This is a genomic window from Streptomyces sp. NPDC111516 (genome assembly GCF_055635345.1).
This window is the reverse complement of sequence record NZ_JBVKBV010000011.1, coordinates 102,361-124,602: the sequence shown is the minus strand read 5'-3', so window position 1 is coordinate 124,602 and position 22,242 is coordinate 102,361. Positions and strand designations below refer to the sequence as shown.

Annotated in this window: 18 protein-coding genes; 14 read left to right on the top strand and 4 right to left on the bottom strand. The window is 69.6% G+C overall.

Going from position 1 to position 22,242, the window contains the following annotated elements:
• Positions 1 to 12 precede the first annotated feature (12 nt).
• Together ACZ7L9_RS21775 and ACZ7L9_RS21770 are read right to left on the bottom strand one after the other, a co-directional pair.
• On the bottom strand, positions 13 to 1,080 hold the full coding sequence (locus tag ACZ7L9_RS21775) for a right-handed parallel beta-helix repeat-containing protein (RefSeq protein ID WP_471417145.1): 1,068 nt from the start codon (positions 1,078 to 1,080) through the stop codon (positions 13 to 15).
• A gap of 269 nt (positions 1,081 to 1,349) precedes the next feature.
• Positions 1,350 to 2,978 carry an acyl-CoA synthetase gene (locus ACZ7L9_RS21770; RefSeq protein WP_471417319.1) on the bottom strand — a complete coding sequence of 543 codons (1,629 nt, stop codon included), beginning with the start codon at positions 2,976 to 2,978 and terminating at the stop codon, positions 1,350 to 1,352.
• Between the two features lie 167 nt (positions 2,979 to 3,145).
• On the opposite strand from ACZ7L9_RS21770, the gene ACZ7L9_RS21765 reads away from it, so the two are divergent.
• The 8 genes from ACZ7L9_RS21765 to ACZ7L9_RS21730 all read left to right on the top strand — a co-directional run bounded on the left by ACZ7L9_RS21765 (position 3,146) and on the right by ACZ7L9_RS21730 (position 11,251).
• Positions 3,146 to 3,946 carry a crotonase/enoyl-CoA hydratase family protein gene (locus ACZ7L9_RS21765; RefSeq protein ID WP_471417143.1) on the top strand — a complete coding sequence of 267 codons (801 nt, stop codon included), beginning with the start codon at positions 3,146 to 3,148 and terminating at the stop codon, positions 3,944 to 3,946.
• A gap of 15 nt (positions 3,947 to 3,961) precedes the next feature.
• Positions 3,962 to 4,906 carry a Zn-ribbon domain-containing OB-fold protein gene (locus tag ACZ7L9_RS21760; RefSeq protein ID WP_471417141.1) on the top strand — a complete coding sequence of 315 codons (945 nt, stop codon included), beginning with the start codon at positions 3,962 to 3,964 and terminating at the stop codon, positions 4,904 to 4,906.
• Positions 4,907 to 5,962: a thiolase domain-containing protein gene (locus ACZ7L9_RS21755; protein ID WP_471417139.1), complete on the top strand. Its 1,056-nt coding sequence runs from the start codon at positions 4,907 to 4,909 to the stop codon at positions 5,960 to 5,962. It begins immediately after the preceding gene.
• Positions 5,955 to 7,121, top strand: coding sequence for a thiolase domain-containing protein (locus ACZ7L9_RS21750; protein ID WP_471417137.1), 1,167 nt, complete (start codon positions 5,955 to 5,957; stop codon positions 7,119 to 7,121). Before ACZ7L9_RS21755 ends, ACZ7L9_RS21750 begins: the two co-directional genes overlap by 8 nt.
• 102 nt (positions 7,122 to 7,223) lie before the next feature.
• Complete coding sequence (locus ACZ7L9_RS21745; RefSeq protein WP_471417135.1) at positions 7,224 to 7,466, top strand: DUF397 domain-containing protein; 243 nt, start codon at positions 7,224 to 7,226, stop codon at positions 7,464 to 7,466.
• Between the two features lie 237 nt (positions 7,467 to 7,703).
• Positions 7,704 to 8,105 (top strand): ACT domain-containing protein, encoded by a 402-nt coding sequence (locus ACZ7L9_RS21740; RefSeq protein WP_471417133.1) that lies wholly within the window; start codon positions 7,704 to 7,706, stop codon positions 8,103 to 8,105.
• A gap of 104 nt (positions 8,106 to 8,209) precedes the next feature.
• A complete protein-coding gene (locus ACZ7L9_RS21735; RefSeq protein ID WP_018550733.1) occupies positions 8,210 to 8,710 on the top strand; it encodes a hypothetical protein in 501 nt (166 codons plus the stop codon).
• A 306-nt stretch (positions 8,711 to 9,016) separates the two neighbouring features.
• Positions 9,017 to 11,251, top strand: a complete 2,235-nt coding sequence (locus ACZ7L9_RS21730; RefSeq protein ID WP_471417131.1) for a glycoside hydrolase family 95 protein — start codon at positions 9,017 to 9,019, stop codon at positions 11,249 to 11,251.
• Here the strand turns inward: ACZ7L9_RS21730 and ACZ7L9_RS21725 are convergent.
• Positions 11,227 to 13,440: a terpene synthase family protein gene (locus ACZ7L9_RS21725; protein WP_471417129.1), complete on the bottom strand. Its 2,214-nt coding sequence runs from the start codon at positions 13,438 to 13,440 to the stop codon at positions 11,227 to 11,229. The two genes, ACZ7L9_RS21730 and ACZ7L9_RS21725, sit on opposite strands and share 25 nt — an antisense overlap.
• Positions 13,441 to 13,824: 384 nt before the next feature.
• Here ACZ7L9_RS21725 and ACZ7L9_RS21720 point away from each other — a divergent pair, with 384 nt between their 5' ends.
• Positions 13,825 to 15,156, top strand: a complete 1,332-nt coding sequence (locus tag ACZ7L9_RS21720; protein WP_471417127.1) for an N-acetylmuramoyl-L-alanine amidase — start codon at positions 13,825 to 13,827, stop codon at positions 15,154 to 15,156.
• 110 nt (positions 15,157 to 15,266) lie between these two features.
• Here ACZ7L9_RS21720 and ACZ7L9_RS21715 read toward each other — a convergent pair whose 3' ends face one another.
• On the bottom strand, positions 15,267 to 16,454 hold the full coding sequence (locus ACZ7L9_RS21715) for an ROK family transcriptional regulator (protein ID WP_471417125.1): 1,188 nt from the start codon (positions 16,452 to 16,454) through the stop codon (positions 15,267 to 15,269).
• 165 nt (positions 16,455 to 16,619) lie between these two features.
• Here ACZ7L9_RS21715 and ACZ7L9_RS21710 point away from each other — a divergent pair, with 165 nt between their 5' ends.
• The 5 genes from ACZ7L9_RS21710 to ACZ7L9_RS21690 are packed head-to-tail and all read left to right on the top strand — an operon-like array spanning position 16,620 to position 22,207.
• On the top strand, positions 16,620 to 18,107 hold the full coding sequence (locus ACZ7L9_RS21710) for a sugar ABC transporter ATP-binding protein (protein ID WP_471417123.1): 1,488 nt from the start codon (positions 16,620 to 16,622) through the stop codon (positions 18,105 to 18,107).
• A complete protein-coding gene (locus ACZ7L9_RS21705) occupies positions 18,104 to 19,120 on the top strand; it encodes an ABC transporter permease (RefSeq protein WP_471417121.1) in 1,017 nt (338 codons plus the stop codon). The genes ACZ7L9_RS21710 and ACZ7L9_RS21705 overlap by 4 nt, the downstream gene beginning before the upstream one ends.
• Entirely contained in the window at positions 19,117 to 20,121 is a 1,005-nt protein-coding gene (locus tag ACZ7L9_RS21700; RefSeq protein WP_471417119.1) for an ABC transporter permease, read from the top strand. The genes ACZ7L9_RS21705 and ACZ7L9_RS21700 overlap by 4 nt, the downstream gene beginning before the upstream one ends.
• Positions 20,118 to 21,335, top strand: coding sequence for a substrate-binding domain-containing protein (locus ACZ7L9_RS21695; RefSeq protein WP_471417117.1), 1,218 nt, complete (start codon positions 20,118 to 20,120; stop codon positions 21,333 to 21,335). Before ACZ7L9_RS21700 ends, ACZ7L9_RS21695 begins: the two co-directional genes overlap by 4 nt.
• The gene (locus ACZ7L9_RS21690; protein WP_471417115.1) at positions 21,332 to 22,207 is read left to right on the top strand and encodes a sugar phosphate isomerase/epimerase family protein; all 876 of its coding nucleotides are present in this window, start codon (positions 21,332 to 21,334) and stop codon (positions 22,205 to 22,207) included. The genes ACZ7L9_RS21695 and ACZ7L9_RS21690 overlap by 4 nt, the downstream gene beginning before the upstream one ends.
• Positions 22,208 to 22,242 lie beyond the last annotated feature (35 nt).

Below are 22,242 nucleotides of genomic sequence, written 5' to 3'. Positions count from 1 at the left end.
GGGGTGCGCCGATCAGCACATCCCGGCCGGTGTGGACTTTGTGCAGACGTTGGCGGCGAACGTGTTGCCCTTGCCGGTGTCCCCGTTGGCCAGGTCGGCCGGCTTGTTGCCGAGCACGACATTGCCGCTGATGGTGTGGCCGGTGTTCTTCGTGCCCACGAAGCTCTTGAACAGCACGACGCCGCCCGAGAACGGCGTGGCGCCCACGTTGTTGCTGATCGTGTTCGAGCGCACCCGGGTGTCCGCGGCGCCGGTGAGCACGATGCCGGAACCCTGGATGGCGGGCAGCCGTTCGGTCTTGGCGCAGAACTTGTTGTTGTCGTTGATCTGATTGGACTGGATCGTCATGGCTCCGGCCTGTGGCCTGCCCTCGTCGCCCACGATGAACACACCGCTGCAGTTGGCGGTGAAGGTGTTGTCGTGGACCGACAGGTTCCTGACGCGCCTGGCGGTGAAGCCGATCCGGTTGTCGGAGAGCGTGTTGTCCTGGAGCTCGGTGCCCCGGGTGTCGGTGGCGCCGCCCTCCTCGTCGACCGTGTTCGCGACGAAGATGCCGGCGTCGCCGTTGGCGCGGGCGGTGTTGCCCGTGAACACACCACGGGTCGAGCGCTCCTGGGCGATGCCCCAGACACCGTTGTGCTCGGCGATCACCCGTCGCACGGACAGCCGGTCCGTCCAGGATGCCCAGACGCCGTTCTTCTTGAAGCCGGAGACGGTCAGCGAGTCGACGCTCACACCGTCGACGGTCCCGCCCGCCCGGCCCAGGACGCAGACTCCGCTGCCGGTCTTCGCGCAGGCGTCGACGGAGTGCGGGTTCTTGGCCGCCGGCCGGATGACGGTCCGGTTGCCGTAGCCGCGCAGGGTGAGGTTCGGCTTGGTGATCAGGACGGTCTCCCGGTACGTGCCGGGCATGACGAGGACGGTGTCACCCGCCCGAGCGGCGTCCACCGCCTTCTGGATCGACTGGCCGGGCCGTACCACATGGGCGCTCGTGGCTGATGCGGAGGGCATTGCCGCGCCGAGTCCAGCGGCGGAGACGACCGCGACCGGGACAAGGATCTTGATGTGTCGTTTCCTCATGAGCCGAAGCTATGGGCGTTTTTCCCCCTTTGCCACATAGGGTGAGCGGACGGGTACCCGACGTTCCCGAATGGTTTACGCCTGGGCGCGTCGCGTGGCGCCGGGGGTGGACGCGCAACGATGCACCCGGGTGGTCCGGACCGGGGCTGTCGCGGCTCTTGCGAGGATCGGCGGTCCGGCCGCCGTTCGGGTGTTCCTCGGAAATCCCGTCCGGCCGCCGTTCGGGTGCCTCTTCGTCCTCGGGCCCTCGGTGCTCAGGTGCTCGCCTCTCAGTCCTCGGGGGTGCGCCGGGCGGCGACGACCGAGCGGGCCCACCGGTAGTCGGCCTTGCCGCTCGGTGAGCGCTGGATCTGCCCGGTGATCACCAGCCGGCGGGGGATCTTGTAGCCGGCCAGACGGGTCCTGCAGTGCGCCTGGACGTCGTCCAGCGAGGGCTCGGCCGCCCCCTCGCGCAGTTGCACCACCGCCGCGACATGGTTTCCCCACCGCTCGTCCGGCACTCCGGCGACCAGCGCGTCGTACACATCCGGATGGGCCTTCAGCGCCTCCTCGACCTCCTCGGGATACACCTTCTCGCCCCCGGTGTTGATGCACTGCGAGCCCCGGCCCAGGACCGTGACGATGCCGTCGGCGTCGACCGTCGCCATGTCGCCGAGCAGCACCCAGCGCTGACCGTCCCTGCGGAAGAACGTCTCCGCGGTCTTCCGCGGGTCGTTGTAGTACCCGAGCGGTACGTGGCCGCGCTGGGCGATCCGCCCGGGCTCGCCCGGAGCCACCGGCTCGTACGTCACCGGATCGACCACCGCCGTACGGGAGTTGACCCGCAGTCGGAAGCCGTTCTCCGGACCCGAGTCGGCCGTCGCCGTACCGTTGAACCCGGACTCCGACGAGCCGAAGTTGTTCAGCATCATCACTGTCGGCACCAGCGCCTGGAACTCCGCGCGCACCGAGTCCGACATGATCGCACCCGAGCTGGAGAGGGAGAACAGCGACGAACAGTCGGTGCCCTTCAGTGGCCCCTTCAGCGCGTCGATCAACGGCCGCAGCATCGCGTCGCCCACCAGGGACACGCTGGTGACCTTTTCCTTCTCGATCGTACGGAGCACCTCCGCGGGCACGAACTTGCGGTGGATGACGAGCCGCTGCCCGAAGTTGAGACCGATGAACGCGGTGAGCGTCGAAGTGCCGTGCATCAGCGGGGGAGTGGGGAAGAAGGTGATCCCGTCACCACCGGCGGCCACCCGCTCGGCCAGCTCCTGCGGTGTCTTCACCGGCTCACCGGTCGGCGCACCGCCGCCGAGGCCGGAGAAGAAGAGATCCTCCTGACGCCACATCACACCCTTGGGCATTCCGGTGGTGCCACCGGTGTAGATGATGAACTGGTCGTCGGCCGAACGCGGCGGGAAGCCGCGCTCCGGGCTCCCGGCCGCCTCTGCGTCCGTGAACGCCACGGCATCGGGACCGCGTACACCCGTCACCGGCGCACCCACCCGGACCAGGTGACGGAGTGTCGGGGCCTTCGGCGCGGCGGCCGCGACCCGCGCGTCGAACTCGGCATCGAAGACCAGCGCCACGAGATCCGCGTCCCGGTAGAGGTAGGTCAACTCCTCTTCCACATAGCGGTAGTTGACATTCACCGGAACGATGCGTGCCTTGAGGCAGGCCAGCACCGTCTGGAGATACTCGACCCCGTTGTAGAGGTGCAGCCCGAGATGCTCGCCCGGAGTGATGCCCGACTCGATCAGATGGTGCGCGATGCGGTTGGCCGCCGCGTCCAGCTCCGCGTACGTCAGCCGGCGCTCCGCGCCCGTACCGGGATGGTCGAGGTGGACGAGCGCCTCGCGTTCCGGGACCGCGTCGACGACCGATTCGAACAGGTCGGCAAGGTTGTACTCCACCATTCCTCCTGACCCCGGATGCTGACTGGCCCGGCGGTCATTAGAGCGCCGGGAGGCGCAAGTGGGAAGAGGGGCCGCCGAAGAAATCTGACTGGCTGTCAGAAAACTATTGAACTGGACCCCCTCCTACTGCAACCTGTTCTAGGTCTTGAGACGGGAGGCAGGCAATGGGTGGTACGGAACACCTCATCGTGCGGCGCGAGGGCGCCACGCTGGTGCTCACCTTGAACAGGCCGGAGGCGAAGAACGCCCTCTCGCTGCCGATGCTGGTCGGGCTGTACGACGGCTGGCTGGCGGCGGACGAGGACGACACGGTCCGCTCCGTCGTCCTCACCGGCGCGGGCGGCTGCTTCTGCGCGGGCATGGACCTCAAAGCCCTGGCGGGCAAGGGGATGGAGGGCGAGCCTTACCGCGACCGGATGACCGCCGACCCCGATCTGCACTGGAAGGCGATGCTGCGCCACCACCGCCCCCGCAAACCGGTCATCGCCGCCGTCGAGGGCCACTGCGTCGCGGGCGGCACGGAGATCCTGCAGGGCACCGACATCCGGATCGCCGGGGCGAGTGCCACCTTCGGACTCTTCGAGGTCAAGCGCGGCCTCTTCCCCATCGGAGGGTCGACGGTACGGCTGCCGCGCCAGATCGCCCGTACCCACGCGCTCGAAATGCTCCTCACCGGACGCCCGTACAGCGCCGAGGAGGCAGCCGGTATCGGGCTGATCGGCAGGGTCGTCCCCGACGGGACCGCGCTGGAGCAGGCCCTCGCCGTCGCCGAGCAGATCAACGCCTGCGGACCGCTGGCCGTCGAAGCCGTCAAGGCCTCCGTGTACGAGAGTGCCGAACTGACCGAGACCGATGGCCTCGCCGCAGAACTGAAGCGCGGCTGGCCGATCTTCGCCACCGACGACGCCAAGGAAGGCGCTCGCGCCTTCGCCGAGAAGCGCCCGCCCGTCTACCGGCGCGTCTGAGCCAAGGAGCCGACCGTGCCCGACATCCTCAGCGCACCGCTGGTGCTCGAATTCCCTTTCACCCGTTCCCTCGGACCGGTGCAGAGCGCCTTCCTCACCGGACTGCGCGAACACACCGTGCTCGGCGTCCGTACCAGTGAGGGAAAGGTCCTGGTCCCACCCGTCGAGTACGACCCCGTCACCGCACAGGAGATCCGCGAGCTGACCGAGGTCGCCGCCACCGGCACCGTCACCACCTGGGCCTGGAACCCCGCCCCGCGCCGCGGCCAGCCCCTCGACAGCCCCTTCGCCTGGGCCCTCGTCCGGCTCGACGGAGCCGACACCGCCCTGCTGCACGCACTGGACGCGCCCGGCCCGGAAGCCGTACGCACCGGCATGCGGGTACGGATCCGCTGGGCCTCCGAGCGGACCGGCGCCATCACGGACATCGCCTGCTTCGAGCCGTACGACGACGGCGAGACCGGTCGATCCGCCCCGCACAGCGGCGAGTTCAGCGACCCCGTGACCGGCATCGTCACCCCCGCCCGCCTCGACTACCGGTACACCCCCGGCCGCGCCCAGAGCGCCTACCTCGGCGCACTTTGCGAGCGGCGCGTCGTGGGGGAGCGCTGCCCGTCCTGCACCAAGGTGCACGTGCCGCCCCGCGGTGCCTGCCCCACCTGCGGGGTCGCCACCGCCGAACAGGTCGAGGTCGGCCCGCGGGGCACGGTGACGACGTACTGCATCGTCAACATCAAGGCGAAGAATCTCGACATCGAAGTCCCCTACGTCTACGCGCACATCGCCCTCGACGGCGCCGACCTCGCACTGCACGCGCGGATCGGCGGAATCCCGTACGACCAGGTGCGCATGGGCCTGCGGGTCGAACCCGTCTGGACCGAGGGCGGACGGCACCCCGATCACTACCGGCCGACCGGCGAACCGGACGCCGACTACGACGCGTACAAGGAGTTGCTGTAGATGCGAGACGTCGCGATCGTCGCCTTCGCGCAGACGGACCACCTGAGGCGCACCGACGAACTCTCCGAAGTCGAGATGCTGATGCCCGTCCTCCACCAGGTCCTCGACGCGACCCGTCTGCGGGCGAGCGACATCGGCTTCACCTGCTCCGGCTCCAGCGACTACCTGGCGGGCCGCGCCTTCTCCTTCACCATGGCGCTCGACGGCGTCGGCGCGTACCCGCCGATCTCCGAGTCCCATGTCGAGATGGACGGCGCCTGGGCGCTGTACGAGGCCTGGGTGAAGATTCAGACGGGCCAGGCCGACACCGCCCTCGTCTACTCGTACGGAAAGTCCTCGCCCGGTGCGGTGCGCGACGTTCTCACCCGCCAGCTCGACCCGTACTACGTCGGCCCGCTCTGGCCGGACTCCGTCGCCCTCGCCGCGCTCCAGGCGCAGGCGCTGATCGACGCGGGCGACACCGACGAGGCCGCCCTGGCCGCGATCGCCGCCCGGAGCCGCGCCGCCGCCGTGGACAACCCGCACGCCCAGCTCGCCGGCCCGGTCCCGGCCGGTGAGTACGTCGTACAGCCACTGCGTACGGGTGACTGCCCGCCGGTCGGTGACGGCGCGGCCGCCGTGATCCTCGCCGCCGACGACACCGCACGGGTCCAGTGCGCCCGCCCCGCCTGGATCCGCGGGATCGATCACCGCATCGAGGCCCACAGCCTCGGCGTCCGCGAGCTGACCGATTCACCCTCCACCCGGCTCGCGGCGACTCGCGCCGGGGCCTTTGAACGGCCCGTGGACACCGCGGAGTTGCACGCCCCGTTCACCTCCCAGGAGGTGGTGCTGCGCAAGGCGCTCCGGCTCGACGACACCGTCACCGCCGTCAATCCGTCCGGCGGCGCGCTCGCCGCCAACCCCGTCATGGCCGCCGGACTGATCCGCCTCGGCGAGGCCGCGGCCCGCATCCACCGCGGCGAGTCCGACCGGGCGCTCGCCCACGCCACCTCCGGGCCCTGTCTGCAGCAGAACCTGGTAGCCGTACTCGAAGGGGAGAGCGCTCATGTCTGAGGAGCTCGTGGCCGTCGTCGGCATCGGCCAGACGAAACACGTCTCAGCCCGCCGGGACGTCTCACTCGCCGGACTCGTCCGCGAAGCCGCTGTCCGCGCGCTGGAGGACGCCGGACTGACCTGGGCGGACATCGACGCCGTCGTCATCGGCAAGGCACCCGACTTCTTCGAGGGCCTGATGATGCCGGAGCTCTACCTCGCCGACGCCCTCGGCGCGGTCGGCAAGCCGATGCTCCGGGTGCACACCGCGGGCTCGGTCGGCGGCTCCACCGCGCTCGTCGCCGCCAACCTGGTCTCCGCACGGGTGCACCGCACCGTCCTCACGCTCGCCTTCGAGAAACAGTCCGAATCCAACGCCATGTGGGGCCTCTCGCTGCCCATCCCGTTCCAGCAGCCGTTGCTGGCCGGAGCGGGCGGCTTCTTCGCCCCGCACGTCCGCGCGTACATGCGCCGCACCGGGGCGCCCGACACGATCGGCTCGCTCGTCGCGTACAAGGACCGGCGCAACGCGCTCAGAAATCCGTACGCACACATCCAGGACCCGGACATCACCCTGGAGAAGGTCCAGTCCGCCCCGATGCTCTGGGACCCCATCCGCTACTCGGAAACCTGCCCGTCCTCCGACGGGGCCTGCGCGATGATCCTCACCGACCGTGCCGGAGCGGACCGTTCGCCGCACCCGCCCGCCTGGGTGCACGGCGGCGCCATGCGCAGCGAACCCACACTCTTCGCCGGCAAGGACTTCGTCTCGCCGCGGGCGGGCAAGGACTGCGCCGCCGATGTGTACCGGCAGGCGGGGATCAGCGACCCGCGACGGGAGATCGACGCCGTCGAGATGTACGTGCCGTTCTCCTGGTACGAGCCCATGTGGCTGGAGAACCTCGGCTTCGCCGAGGAGGGCGAGGGCTGGAAGCTCACCGAATCCGGCGTCACCGAACTCGACGGCGACCTGCCGGTGAATCCCTCGGGCGGGGTGCTCTCCACCAATCCCATCGGCGCCTCCGGCATGATCCGCTTCGCCGAAGCCGCGCTGCAGGTCCGGGGACAGGCGGGCGATCACCAGGTGGCGGGGGCGCGAAAGGCGCTCGGCCACGCCTACGGCGGCGGTGCGCAGTTCTTCTCCATGTGGCTGGTCGGAGCCGAGCCTCCCACCGGCTGACCGCAGGCCGTCCCGGACCGCAGGGAGTCCGTCACGCGGCCTGTCCCGGGCCGCCCGGGGTGGCTACGATTTGGCCCGGGACGACAAGTGGGAGGAGCCGACGTGGCGGAGAGCACCGCGACCCGACAGCCCTTCGCGGGCTGGGACAAGCCGGACCTGGACCTCAGCGATGCGGACTGGCGGTCGGGCAGTCAGGGCGCGGGCGATGTCCAGATCGCCTTCGTCGAGGGATTCATCGCGATGCGCAACGGCGGCAAACCCGGCAGCCCCCCGCTGATCTTCACCCCGGCCGAATGGCGCGCCTTCGTCGTGAACGCCCGCGACGGCGAATTCGACCTCACCTGAGCGTCGGAGGAGAAGCCGTTCGGTCGCTGCACGCCGCCGTCCGGAGGCTCTGCGCGTACGCTGTCCGCCCCGGTGAGCCCGGCCCCGCGGACGCGGGCCGGCTGCCGCTTCGCCGGCACGGCGGAAGGGGGCGCGTTCAAGGAACACCCCCGCCGGCAGCGGTGCGTACTGTCGTGCGGCAACCGCGCCCGGGGCGCCCGCCACACGAGCGGCACCGTACCCGGTAGCGTGGTGATCATGACGGGTGAGCGCGACCTTCGAACCCTGCTGAGCGGTATGCGGCCGGAACTGCACCCCGGCCGCTATGTCTTCACGACCGTGCCGGGCGGAGCCGTGCCCACCCGGGTCACTCCGGTCGTCACGGTCACCGAACCCGAGGGCGTGACCCTGGTCCTGCCGGAGGCGGAGGCCGACGAGGCGGGACTGGCGCATGAATACACCGCGGGCTGGATCACGCTCCGTGTCCACTCGTCCCTGGACGCGGTCGGACTCACCGCCGCCGTGTCCCTGGCGCTCGCCGACGTGGGGCTGAGCTGCAATGTGGTGGCCGGCTTCCACCACGACCATCTTTTCGTCCCGTACGACCGGGCGGCCGAGGCCGTCGACGTGCTGGAAACCCTGGCCGCCGAATCGGCCTGAGGCGGCGCCGCGGGTCCGCCGGAGCCCGGCCGGCGGACCCGTGGGCGCCCCTGCCTGCGCGGACCCGGCTCCGCAACGTGAGCCCGGACACGTAACATGTCTGCATGTCCTTCCTCCGCCGCCGTAGTGCCGCCACACCCGCGGGCCCCGACTTCGACGTCCTGGCCATGGACCCGGGAGACTGGCCCGGAAATCTCGGCGCCGGTCTGCTGCCCGCGCCCGACGGGAGCTGTCAGGGCGTCTTTCTGCGCTACGACCTGTTCGGCGGCCGCGGCCCCGCGATGATCATCGGCAATCTCCCGGAGGGCTCGCCCGCCCGCGAGACCGAGGAGGGACAGGTCCCGTTCGAGGTCGCCCAGCTGCTGCTCGCGCTGGAGAACGACGAGCCGGTCGAGGTCACCGGCACCGAAGACATGCCCGTGATGCAGGGCGACAACCTGCTGATCGTCCGCCGCGTCAAGCTCTCCGAGAGCCGGATCTCCTGCGTCCAGTTCGACCGCAGCGACGGCGTGCTCGTGACCATCGCCAGCTGGGACCGGCCGATCACCGATGATCTGTACACCCTGCTGAAGCCCCTGCCCGCTGAGCTGTTCCAGCAGGGCTGAACCGCCTCTTCGTCGGCCGCCCCCTACGCATCGGGCGGTCGCGGGGCACCTACCCGAACATCCGTCCAAGTGCTCGCGGCCTCTGTCCAAGAGGCCGCTTTGCCATGCGCCTTGCCGGTCAGTCGTCGGACCTTTACGGTCGGCCGCATGACATCCGGGATTACGCGACGCACCACAGTGAAGACAGCGATCGGCGCAACCGGGGCTCTGGCGCTGGGAATCCCCGCCCTTTCCGGTACGGCGTCCGCTGCTGGTACCTCCGATGAATCTACGGGTGCGGCGCGCCCGGCGAAACAGACTGAGCCGATGCTCCGCTACCACACCCCGGCTGCTTCCTGGGAGCGCGAGTCACTGCCCATCGGCGGCGGCGCCCTCGGTGCGAGCGTGTACGGAACGCTCGCCTCGGAGCGGCTCACCTTCAACGAGAAGACCCTGTGGACCGGCGGTCCCGGTTCGACGCAGGGCTACGACTTCGGGAACTGGACCACCCCCAGACCCGACGCCCTGGCCGACGTCCAGCGCCGCCTCGACAGCCAGGGCGCCATCGGACCCGACGCCGTCGCCGCCGAACTCGGCCAGGCGCGCCGCGGCTACGGCGCCTACCAGGTCTTCGGCGACCTGTGGCTGGATCTGCCGGACGCCCCGGCCGCCCCCGACGCCTCCTACCGGCGCACCCTCGATCTCCGCAACGCCCTCGCCGCCGTCACGTACACCCATCAAGAGGCCGTCCACACAAGGGAGTTCTTCGTCTCCCATCCGGGCAGAGTCATCGCGGGGCGCCTCGCCGCCGACCGTCCGGGCCAGGTGTCGTTCACCCTGCGGTACACCTCGCCCCGCAGCGACTTCACGGCCACCGCCGCCCAGGACCGGATCACCGTGCGCGGCGCGCTGAAGGACAACGGCCTGCGCTTCGAGGCCCAACTCCGCGTCCGGACAAGCGGCGGCACCGTCACCGCCGGTACGGACGGCACCCTCACCGTCACCGGCGCCCACAGCGCCTGGTTCGTCCTCGCAGCCGGCACCGACTACGCCGACAGCTACCCCGCCTACCGTGGCGACGACCCGCACGCGGCGGTCACCGCCGCCGTGGACGCGGCCGCCCGGGCCTCGTACGAGAAGCTCCGCGACACCCACGTACGCGACCACCGCGCCCTCTTCGACCGGGTCGCCCTCGACATCGGCCAGCAACTGCCCGACCTGCCCACCGATCAGCTGCTCGCCCGGTACACGGGCGGTTCGAGCCCCGCCGACCGGGCCCTGGAAGCGCTGTTCTTCCAGTACGGCCGCTACCTGCTGATCGCCTCCTCACGGGCCGGTTCGCTGCCCGCCAACCTCCAGGGCGTGTGGAACAACTCCACCACCCCTCCGTGGTCCGCCGACTACCACAGCAACATCAACCTGCAGATGAACTACTGGCTCGCCGAGGCCACCAACCTCGCCGAGACCACCGCACCGTACGACCGCTACATCGAAGCGATGCGCGCCCCCGGCCGCAGAACGGCGAAGGAGATGTTCGGGACCGCCGGCTGGGTCGTGCACAACGAGACCAATCCGTACGGCTTCACCGGAGTCCACGACTGGTCCACCGCCTTCTGGTTCCCGGAGGCCGCCGCCTGGCTCACCCAGCAGATGTACGAGCACTACCGGTTCAGCGGATCCACCGGCTATCTGCGCTCCACCGCCTACCCCGCGATGAAGGAGGCCGCCGAATTCTGGCTGGCCAATCTGCGCACCGACCCGCGCGACGGACTGCTCGTCGTCACCCCCAGCTACTCTCCCGAGCACGGCGACTTCACCGCCGGTGCCGCTATGTCCCAGCAGATCGTCCACGACCTCCTGACCAACACCCTGGAGGCCGCCCGCACCCTCGGTGACGCCCCCGCCTTCCGTGACCGGCTGGAAACGGCCCTCGAACGGCTCGACCCCGGACTGCGGATCGGCTCCTGGGGGCAGCTCCAGGAGTGGAAGACCGACCGCGACGACCCGGGCGACGACCACCGCCACGTCTCGCACCTCTTCGGCCTCCACCCCGGCCGCCAGATCGAGCCCGGCAGCAAGTGGGCCGAAGCGGCCAAGGTCTCCCTCGGCGCCCGCGGCGACGGCGGCACCGGCTGGTCCAAGGCATGGAAGATCAACTTCTGGGCGCGGCTGCGCGACGGCGACCACGCCCACAAGATGCTCGCCGAACAGCTGAAGAACTCCACCCTGCCCAACCTCTGGGACACCCACCCGCCGTTCCAGATCGACGGCAACTTCGGCGCCACCTCGGGCATCGCCGAGATGCTGCTGCAGAGCCAGCACGACGCCGTCGAGATCCTCCCGGCCCTCCCGGTGAACTGGCGGGAAGGATCGGTACGCGGACTGCGCGCCCGGGGCGGCTTCACCGTCGACATCGAATGGGCCGCGGGACGGGCCCGCCGTGTGGTGATCACGGCGAGCCGCAGCCGCGAAGTGACCGTCCGCAGCTCGCTGTTCGCGAGCGGCGAGAAGGTCTTCAAGGCACGTGCGGGCGGGTGCTACACGCTGGTGGCCGAGAGCTGAGCGAACAGCGCGGTCACCCGCGCCGCCGAGACGCCGAGCCCCGTGGGACCGCTGAGGTGCCACGGGGTGCCGGTGCCCCGTCGCAGATCCTGCTCGCGGTAGCGCCGGCAGCCCCGGTGCCAGATCAGGATGCCCGCGAGCCAGTGCTTGAGCTCCTGCACGTACCCGGCCAGGATCTCCCGCGCCTGGGCGTCCAGCCCGAAGTCGTCGTACAGCACCGGGAGTTCCTGCTCGGCGACGTGCAGGAACTGCCGCAGCCGCGATTTCATCAGGTCGTGCACGATCGCCACCCCGGTCGGATAGTCCACCCCGAAGAAGTTCTGCACGACCAGGACACCGTTGTGCACCTCACCCTCGTACTCGATCTCCTTCTGGTACGAGAACAGGTCGTTGAGCAAGCACGCGTAGTCGGACGCGGCGTTCTCCAGCGAGCGCAGCGGCCCGCTGTGGTAGATCTCCGCCGGCACCTTCCTGCCGTGCCCCAGTCGGCACAGGCTCATCGTGAGGTCGGAGCCGAAGGTCTTGCGGCGCATCTCGACGTAGTCCACCGGGTCCGGAATGCGGTTCTGCACCTGGTTCGCCAGCTCCCACACCCAGCTCGCGGTCATATCCTCCACCGCAGTCCGGAAGGCGCGGCGCCCGCTCGCGTCCATCGGCGCCGCGGTCTTCGCCCAGAGATCCGCCAGCCCCCGCTCCAGCGCGTTGACCGGCTCGGGAGTCCCGGACCCGTCCAGCGGCATGAACAGCGACAGACGTTCATTGGCCAGCTTGGCCCCCGCCAGGTCACGGGCCCGCCCGTGCACCACCGGGAACCAGTCGTCGCCGTACGTCCCCCAGGTCAGCCACTGCGAGGACAGATCCAGCTCATCCGGTGTCGCGTCCGGGTGCAGTCCCGCCGCGCACAGCGGCAGGTCGGTCGCGATCAGCCGCTCCTCGTCCCAGATGTGCGAACCCGGCACTCCCGGCTGCGCCTCCAGGATTCCCATGCGACGGGCCCAGTCGACGATCCGCATCCGCGCCCCGTCCAGATACGGGCTGAGCGCCGTACCGAAAGGCAGCTCGAAATCGGGCAGCAGGGACGGACCGACATGCTGGTAGGGCACATGGGTGTGGCTGCGCAGCCGGGCCGACTCCGAGCGGGGGGTAAACCGGATCGAGGCCGCCGCCGTGCCGAAACCGAGAGCGGTCTCACCGGCCCCGCCGCCGTTCATGTAGCGGCTGGAACGCATGTGCCACTCATGACCGCCCGACTGCCAGTCCTGCAACCCCTTGACGTACGCCAGAACCGCCGCGGTGTCCGCCGGGCCGAGCCCTTTCGCGGCGCAGAGCGGACCGAGTTCGGTGAGCGCCGTGTTCTCGAACTGCTGCAGCCGCGACGTCAGCAGATCATTCACCGCGTCGGCGGCCTCCTGCGTGGAGCAGCCGAGAAAGTGCTCAAGGACCAGCACACCATTGCTGTTCTCACCCTCGTCCTCGACCTCCCGCTGGTACGAGAAGAGGTCATTGCGCAGATGGACGCCGTCGGAGAAGGCATCCCGCAGCACCCGCAGCGCACGTTCCTCGGCCACCGACTCGGGGACCTCCGCGCCCGCCGCGTACTCCACGAGACCCGCCGACCACGGGGCACCGCCCACCTTGCGGCGCATCTCGATGTACTCGACGGGGTTCGCGATGCGCCCCTCGTTGATGTTGGCGAGCTCCCACAACGACTCGTTGAGCAGGTTCTTCGTCGCCTCGGCGAACCGGACCCGCCAGGCGTCGGACATGCCCGGCACCGTCCGCGCCCACAGATCGGCCAGCCCCGCCTCGACCGGATTCGTCGGCTCCGGCATCCGGGCCTCGCGGTCCATCGGCATGAACGCCGGCAACCGGTCCAGATACCGCTTCCCGCCCTCACGGTCGGGAGTGCGCTTGAACAGCGCCAGGAAGTGGTCGTCGAAGAAGAAGACCCACACGTACCAGTCGGTGACCAGTGAGAGCGCCTCGGACGAACAGTCGGGATGGGTGTACGCACACAGCAGCGCGTAGTCGTGGGAGTCGAGGTCCTTCTCCTCCCAGATGCCCGAACCCTCCAGCATCCCTATGCTGCGCGCCCACTTCCTGGTGTGCGCTCGCGCCTCCTCGACATGGGCATTGAGTCGCGCCGGATACGGAACGTAAAAGTCCGGCAGGGTGAAGGGCTGAGCCATGTGCGTCCGGCCTTTCCGAGATCTCCATGCGTACGCCGCACGGACCGGTGGTGTCCGCGCGAGCACTACCCTTCGGCCGTTCGGGGCACGCACATCCAGAATTAGTCACACAAAAAGTGCGCTCGTTTGTGGCGTGCCACCGCATGCCGCCGGTCGGCCGGCCGCTCGTAAAACCCGGGTAACGAGGCGCCGCCAACGACTGGTTGCTTCTTTCCGGATGCAGGTCAGGCACCCTGCCAATGGTCTGGTCCACTGACTCGACGCATGACCCCCACCGAACCCTTGACGCGCCATCACCTCAGGTCAGAGAGTGTGCGCGCACAACGGAACAGTGAGATCGGATCACGCACGGCTCCATCACGCACGGCTCCAAGAAGGGTTGTCATGACGTCCAAGCAGAGGACCGGACTCGCACTCGCGCTGACCACGGTCGGCGCACTGAGCATGGCACTGCTCAGTCCCGCGGCGCAGGCCGGTGCGGACGGGGTGCGGCCGGAATGCCCGCGCGGCCTCGAATGCGACTGGGTACCGGCGGCCTACCGGCAGACGGGTGACCCGGCCGACAAGGAGACGTACGGGAATTACGACACCTCGGACCGGCCGCACACCAACAAGATCAGATTCATTGTTCTGCACGACACCGAGGAAGACTTCGACACCACCCTGAAGATCTTCCAGAACCCGCTGAAACAGACCTCCGCCCACTATGTGGTGCGTTCGGGCGACGGCCACGTCACGCAGATGGTCAAGGGCAAGGACGTCGCCTGGCAGGCGGGCAACTGGTACGTCAACAGCCACTCCATCGGCATCGAGCAGGAGGGTGTCGCCGTCGAGGGTGCCAAGTGGTACACCCCCGAGATGTACCGCTCGACCGCCAAGCTGGTGCGCTACCTCGCCGCCAAGTACGACATCCCGCTCGACCGTCAGCACATCATCGGCCACGACGGAGTGCCGCCCACCAGCGCCGCGGGCACCAAGAACATGCACTGGGACCCGGGCACGTACTGGGACTGGAACCACTTCATGACGCTGCTCAAAAAGCCCACTGTGCCGAGCGCCCCGAAGAGCAGTGAACTCATCACCGTCAGCCCGGACTTCAAGCAGAACAAGCAGGCGTTCCGCGACTGCGAGAAGGGCGTCGACCTGCCGGTCCAGGGCTCCAGCGCCGTCCCGCTCCACACCGCGCCGTCCACCGACGCGCCGCTCTTCTCCGACCCCGGCCTGCACACCGACGGCTCACCCGGCACGAACTGCGCCGCCGACTGGGGCAGCAAGATCAGCGCGACCCAGCAGGCCGTCGTCGCGGACCACGCACCCGGCTGGACGGCGATCTGGTGGTACGGCCAGAAGGCCTGGTTCCAGACCCCGGCCGCGACCCGGACCACCACGCCCACCGCCGGCTACGTGGTCGAGCCGAAGGCCGGCCGTACGGAGGTGCCGGTGTACGGGGTGGCGTACCCGGAGAAGTCCGAGTACCCCGCGGACTTCGCAGACCGGCGGGTGGGCTCGCCACTGCCGTACACGATCAAGGCCGGCCAGTCCTACCCCGGCGGCGGTGAGGCACCCACGGGCTTCTTCTACGCCCCGACGATCGACGCCTCGTACCCGCTCGATCACGCGTACTTCCAGGGCAAGGAAAAGTACGTGACGGTGCAGATCGGCCACCGGGTCGCCTTCGTGAAGGCGTCCGACGTGGACATCGTGCGCGCGCACTGAGACCGCGGGTGTGCCCTGTGCCCCTCTGTGCGCGGCATTCGTGTACGGAGGGGCACTTGATCCTTCCGGGCACGGCCCGGGTTCGTCCGGGCCCCCTCAACCCGCGACCTTCAGCCCGCCACCTGCCGGTTCACCTGTGCGGGAGAGAGAGCGTGCTCGATCGCGAGGATGCCCGCCCCCACCGCGGCCGCGTTCTCGCCCGTACGGCTCGGCTCGATCCGCAGCAGTTGCGTGGCCAGCGGATGTGAGCGTCGATAGACCGCCTCCCGTACCCCCGCGAGCAGCTGGTCGTGGACAGCGGCCAGTGCGCCCCCCATCACCACCGTGTCCGGGTTGAAGAAGTTCACCAGCCCGGCAAGTACCTCGCCGACCGCCCGGCCCGCCTCCCGCACCATCCGGACGGCGTCCCGGTGCCCGGACTGCACCAGTCGCACCACATCACTTCCCGATGCCGCGTGAAGCCCCAGCCCGACCAGCTTCGCCGCCAGTGACGCACCGCCCGCGACGGCCTCCAGGCACCCCGAATTGCCGCACCGGCACGGATCGTCGAGGTCCGCGACCCGGATATGGCCGATGTCGCCCGCGCATCCCTGCGCCCCCCGGTGCAGTTGTCCGTCGGCGACGATCCCGCAGCCGATCCCCGTGCCGACCTTGATGTACAACAGGTAGCGACAGTCCGGGAAGGCACGGCGTTGCTCGGCCAGCGCCATCACGTTCACATCGTTGTCGACCAGGGCCCGCACCCCGAACCGGGCCGCGAAGAACTCCGGGATCGGGTACTGGTGCCAGCCCGGCATGATCGGAGGATCGACAGGGCGGCCGGTGGAGAACTCCACCGGGCCAGGCACCCCGACGCCGATGCACCGCAGCGTCTCCGGCTCCCGGTGCGCCTCCTTGAGCAGGGTGCGCACCGTCCGCTCCACGTGCCGCAGAACGGAGTCCGGGCCGTCGCCGATGGACAGGGGTTCCTCCTGCACCGCCAGGGTGGCGCCGCCGATGTCCATCAGCGCCACTCTGCAGTGCGAGGCCCCCAGATCCACCCCGGCCACCGCGTGTTCACGCGTGCGCAGCGCGAGTCGGCGCGGCGGGCGGCCACCGGTGGAAACGCCGTCGGCGTCCTCGTCCACCAGGCCGTGCGCGATCAGCGCGTCCACCCGCTGGGAGACCGTCGAACGGGCCATCCCGGTGATCCGGGCGATGTCGGCACGGGTCGCCACCGCACCCGAACTGATCAGCGCGAGCACCTCGCCCGGCGAGTGCGAGGCGGCAGCGGATGTGCGATCCGACGGCGAAGACATGACAGCCACCCTAAGGACGACTTCCGCTGCTCACAAGGCATTCAGTGTTCGCTCATCGACCTAAGTGCGTATCAAGTCGCTTGGAAACAAAGATGCTTGAGCCCTTGACAGTCCTAAGGTGTGTCACGACTCTGCTCTGCAGACCGCTGAGCGAGGAGCCAGTCGATGCTGACGATGCACGGTGTGTCCAAAAGCTTTCTCGGGGTGCGTGTGCTCCACGAGGTGGGGCTCGATCTCGAAGCCGGAGAAGTCCATGCCCTGGTGGGGGAGAACGGCGCGGGAAAGTCAACACTGATGAAGATCCTCGCGGGCGAGCACGTACCCGACGAGGGGAGTCTCACCATCGACGGCACCGCGTACTCCTTCAGCCACCCGGCGCAGGCCCAGGCCGCCGGGATCGGCATCGTCCACCAGGAGTTGGCGCTGCTCCCGCACCGCACCGTCGCCGAGAACGTCTTCCTCGGCCGCGAACCGACCCGGTACGGACTCGTCGACCGGCGTGCCATGGAACGGCGCACCGCCGAACTCCTCGCCGAGATGGACGAGACCGGCATCACCCCACGGACCCCCGTCCACGAGCTGTCGGTGGCACGCCGACAGACCGTGGAGATCGTCAAGGCCCTCGCCTCCGACGTCAGGATCCTGGTGATGGACGAACCCACCGCCGCACTCGCCGACCACGAGGTGGAGCAACTCGCTTCACTGGTCCGTCGTCTGACCGCCCGTGGGCTCGGCATTCTCTACATCTCGCATCGGCTCCGAGAGGTCTTCGCACTTTCGCAGCGCATCACCGTCCTCAAGGACGGCCGCCGCGTCGCCACCCTCACCACCCGCGACACCGACGCCGACACGGTCGTACGCGCCATGGTCGGACGGGAACTCGGCGCCTACTACCCGCCCCGGGCCCGTCCCGGCGAGACCGGGGCGGTGCGGCTCACCGTGAGCCGCGGTGGCAACGCCCGGATCTCGGGCATCGATCTGACCCTGCGTGCGGGCGAAATCGTCGGCGTCGCCGGCCTCCAGGGTTCCGGCCGCACGTCCCTCGCCCGAGCCCTCTTCGGTGCCGAGCCCTTCACCACGGGCACCATGACCGTCGACGGAACAGCGCTGCGCCCGACCCGCCCCCGAGACGCCGTCCGGGCCGGAATCGCCCTGGTCACCGAGGACCGGAAGGCCGAGGGCCTCGCCCTGCGCCAGTCGGTGACCGACAATGCGCTGCTCGTGACCCGGGCCGTGCCCACCCGCGGCGGACCGCCCGCCGATCTCGACGTGAGCGCGCTCCTGAAACGCGTACGCCTCCGGGCGCCTGGCGGGAACCAGCAGGTCCAGTACCTGTCCGGCGGCAATCAGCAGAAGGTCGTCATCGCCAAATGGCTCGCCATCCGCCCCCGGGTCCTCCTCTTCGACGAACCGACCCGCGGCGTCGACGTCGGCGCCAAGGCGGCCATCCACACCCTCGTGCGGGAACTGGCCCACGAGGGCCTCGCGGTGCTGATCATCTCCTCCGAACTGCCCGAGCTGATCGGCATGAGCGACCGCATCCTCGTCATGTCGGAAGGCCGCCTCACCGGCGAACTTCCCGCCGGTGCCACGGAAGAGGCCATCATGCGCATCGCCACCGACAGCGACGGTACCCGGGAGGGAACCGCATGACCGCGCTCCGGCCCGACCTGAAGACCCGGCCCCGCACCGGACCGCGGCGGACCGCCGGACCGCTCCCCGCCGGCCCCGTGGCCGGAGTGTGGCTCGCCGCGCTCGCCGTCACCGTTCTCGGCTGGATCGTCGTCGCGGCCCGCGGCGGGGACTTCCTCACCGTCACCAACATGGTGACGATCCTGCAGAACTGCGTCGCCCTCGGCCTCGTCGCTGTCGGCCAGTCCGCCGTCATCCTCACCGGATCACTCGACCTGTCGGTCGCCTACCTCATCAGCCTGGGCACGCTCGTCGCCGCGGAAACGATGGAGAGCGGCAGCGTCCTCGTCGCGGTCCTCGCCGTCCTCGGGCTCGGCGCCGCCGTCGGACTGGCCAACGGACTGATCGTCACCGGCCTCAGGGTCAACGCGTTCATCGCGACCCTCGGCACCGCCTTCATCCTGCGCGGCTGGATCGAGGACAACTACACCGGCCCGGCGGGCAAGGTCCCCGCCTCCTTCCAGCACCTCGGCTACGACCGGATCGGCCCCGTCCCCGTCTCCCTCTTCCTGCTCCTCGCCCTTGCCGCCGCCCTCTGGCTGATCACCCGCCGCACCCGGCTCGGCCACCACATGTACGCGACCGGCGGTGACGAACACGTCGCCCGGCTCTCCGGGGTCCGTACCCGGCGCACCGTCATCATCGCGCACATCCTGTGCTCACTCTGTGTCGGCGCCGCAGCCCTCTTCCTCGCCGCACGGCTCGGCGCCGGAGCACCGTGGGCCGGCACGGAAGCCCGCTACGACCTGGAATCCATCGCCGCCGTCGTGCTCGGCGGCACCGCACTCGCCGGGGGCCGCGGGGGAGTGGCGGGCACCCTCGGCGGCGTCCTCGTCCTCGCCGTGCTCGACAGTGTCTTCAACCAGTTGGCCGTCGACCCGTTCTTCAAGAACGTCGTCCGTGGCGTCGTCATCATCGCGGCCGTCGCCCTCTACGCGCGAGGCCGCCGCACCTCGCAGGAGAGGACCGCATGACCACCGCACAGGCGCCCGCGGCCCGCCGTGCCGTACGCGCCCTCACCACCGGCACACCCGTCTACATCCTGCTCGCGGTGCTCCTCGCCGCACTCGCCCTAACCGACCCGGGCTTCTACGAACCCGACCGCTTCCTCGCCTTCGTCAAGCGCGCCGCCCCCCTCGTCATCCTCGCGGCGGGCCAGTACCTGGTCATTGTCTGCGGCGAGTTCGACCTGTCCGTCGGAGCGATCGTCACCGCCGGTGTGGTCGTCGCCGCCGAACTGTACGGCTCGTTCCCGGACGCGCCCTGGCTGCTCGTCAGCGTGATCCTGCTGCTCGCCGGAGCCCTCGCCGGCCTCGTCAGCGGGCTGATCACCACCCTGCTGCGGGTGCCTTCGTTCATCACCACGCTCGGCATGATGCTGATTCTCGAAGGGGCCGTCTTCTTCTGGACCGGTGGTTCCCCGCACGGCGCGCTGCCCGCGGCCTTCCGCCGGATCGGGCGCGGCACCGCGTTCGGCTGGCTGCCCTGGGCCGTCCTCGCCTGCGTCGTCGCGGGCCTCCTCGCCGTACGCCTGATGCGTTCCGGCTTCGGCCGTACGCTCCTCGCCACCGGCGACAGCGATCGTGCCGCCGCCCTGGCCGGAGTCCGGATCGCGCGGGCCCGCACCATCGCCTTCGTCCTCTCCGGCGTCGCGGCGGCACTCGCCGCCGTGCTCGTCGCCGGTTTCTCCGGAGTCTCTGCGCAGGCCGGCCGCGGCTACGAGTTCGAGGCGATCACCGCCGTCGTCCTGGGCGGCGTGGTGCTCGGCGGCGGGCGCGGCTCCGTCGTCGCGGCGATGGCCGGAGCCTTCTCGCTCCAGGCACTGTTCACCCTGCTCAACCTCCAGGGCGTCTCCGGCGCCCTGGAATCGACCGTACAAGGCGTCATCGTCATCGCCGCCGTCGCCCTCGGCGCAGCCGACTGGTCCCGGCTGCGCCGCCGCGGCACCGAGCCCCCGGGAGCGAAAACCTCATGAGCACGCGAAAGATCCGGCACACCCTCGTGTCCGTCGCCGCCCTGCTCGGCGCGGCCCTGCTCGCAGGCTGCACGAGCGACACACCTCCCGACGCGCCCGCGGCCGGAGCGGGCGGCAGCTCGGGCGACCCCGGTACCGGCAAGCAGTCGAAATTCTTCGACCGGGCGGAGTACGACCGCCAGCTCGCCCTCGCCGAGGAGACTCCGCAGGGCCCCGCCGGCAGACCGTGGGAGCAGATGCTCCGGCCACAGCTCATCGACACCACGCAGTACAGGAAGAAAAACGACGCCGATGGCATCCACCTCTGCTTCTCCAACGCGGGAGTCTTCAATCCCTGGCGCCAGGTCGGACTGAAGAACCTGCGGGCCGAGGCCGGACTCCACAAGGAGATCACCGACTTCACCGTGCTCGACGCACAGGGCAAGGACGACAAGCAGATCTCCGACATCCAGGAGCTCACCGGCCAGGGCTGCGACGCACTGATCGTCTCCCCGAACACCACGGCCACCCTCACCCCTGCCGTCGAGCAGGCCTGCGCGAAGGTGCCGGTGATCGTCTTCGATCGGGGCGTCGAGACGGACTGCGCCGTCACCTTCATCAACCCGATCGGCGGTTACGGATACGGGGCGGTCGGCGCGGACTTCCTCGTCGAGAAAGTGAAACCCGAGGGGAAGATCCTCGCCCTGCGGATCTCCCCGGGCGTCGATGTGCTGGAGACCCGCTGGTCGGCGGCGAAGGTCGCCTTCGACAAGAGCGGACTCGACGTCGTGGACGTGAAGTTCACCGACGGCGACCCGGCCAGGACGAAGGCGATAGTCACCGACGCGATCACCCGCAACGGCGACATCGACGGCGTCTGGATGGACTCCGGAGCCACCTCCGTCGCCGCCGTCGAAGCCTTCGAGGACGCCGGCAAGGACGTACCGCCCATCACCGGCGAGGACCAGCAGGACTTCCTCCAGGCGTGGAAGGAGAAGAAGCTCACCGCGATCGCACCGTCGTACCCCACCTTCCAGTGGCGGACGCCCGTCATCGCCGCGCTGAAGATCCTCAAGGGCGAACAGGTCCCGAAGGAGTGGAAGCTCCCGCAGCCCACCGTCACCCAGGACACCCTCGACCAGTACCTCAAGCCCGGCATGCCGCCCTTGCACTACGCGATGTGCGGCTGCGAGAACCTCCCGGGCTTCCCGGAGAAGTGGGGAGGCAAGAAGTGAGTGCCGCCGCGATCCCGCTCGGCGCGAATCCTTGGATCTGGCACTCGCCGGTGACGTACGAAGCACTCGGTGACGTTCTGCCGCGCCTGTCCGCATGGGGTTTCGACTGCGTCGAGATCCCGCTGGAGAACGAACGCGACTGGGCACCCGCATCCGTCGCCAAGCTCCTCGACGCATCCGGGCTCGCCCCCGCCGCGGTGATCGCCGTCATGCCGTCCGAGCGCAATCTGGTCCGCGCCGATCCGCAGACCGTCCGGGTCACCCAGGACTACTTGCACCGCTGCGTCGACGCGGCCAGGGCACTGAACGCCCCCACCGTCGCCGGGCCCGTGTACACGGCTGTCGGCCGCACCTGGCGGATGAACCGCATCGAACGCGCTGCGGCCTACGAGGAGTTACGGGAGAACCTCGCCCCCGTCGTCGATCACGCACACGCCGACGGGGTGCGCATCGCCGTGGAACCGCTCAACCGGTACGAGACGAGTCTGCTCAACACCGTCGACCAGACCCTCGAAGCACTGACCGGACTTCCCGAGGACACCATCGGCCTAGCGCTCGACGTGTACCACCAGAACATCGAGGAACGCTCACTGCCCGACGCCGTACGCCGAGCCGCGGGCCGCATCGTCCACGTCCAGGTGTGCGCCAACGACCGGGGCGCTCCCGGCGCCGACTCCCTCGACTGGCCCGGCTTCCTCACCGCACTCACCACGAACGGCTACCGCGGACCGCTCTGCATCGAATCGTTCACCGCGCACAACGACGCCATCGCGGTCGCCGCCTCCGTCTGGCGACCGCTCGCCGACACCCAGGACAGCCTCGCGACCGACGGTCTGGCCTTTCTTCGCCGCGCCCTCGAAACCACCCCCTGAACCCGCTCGTCCACGACCCACAGAGAGGACTCGCA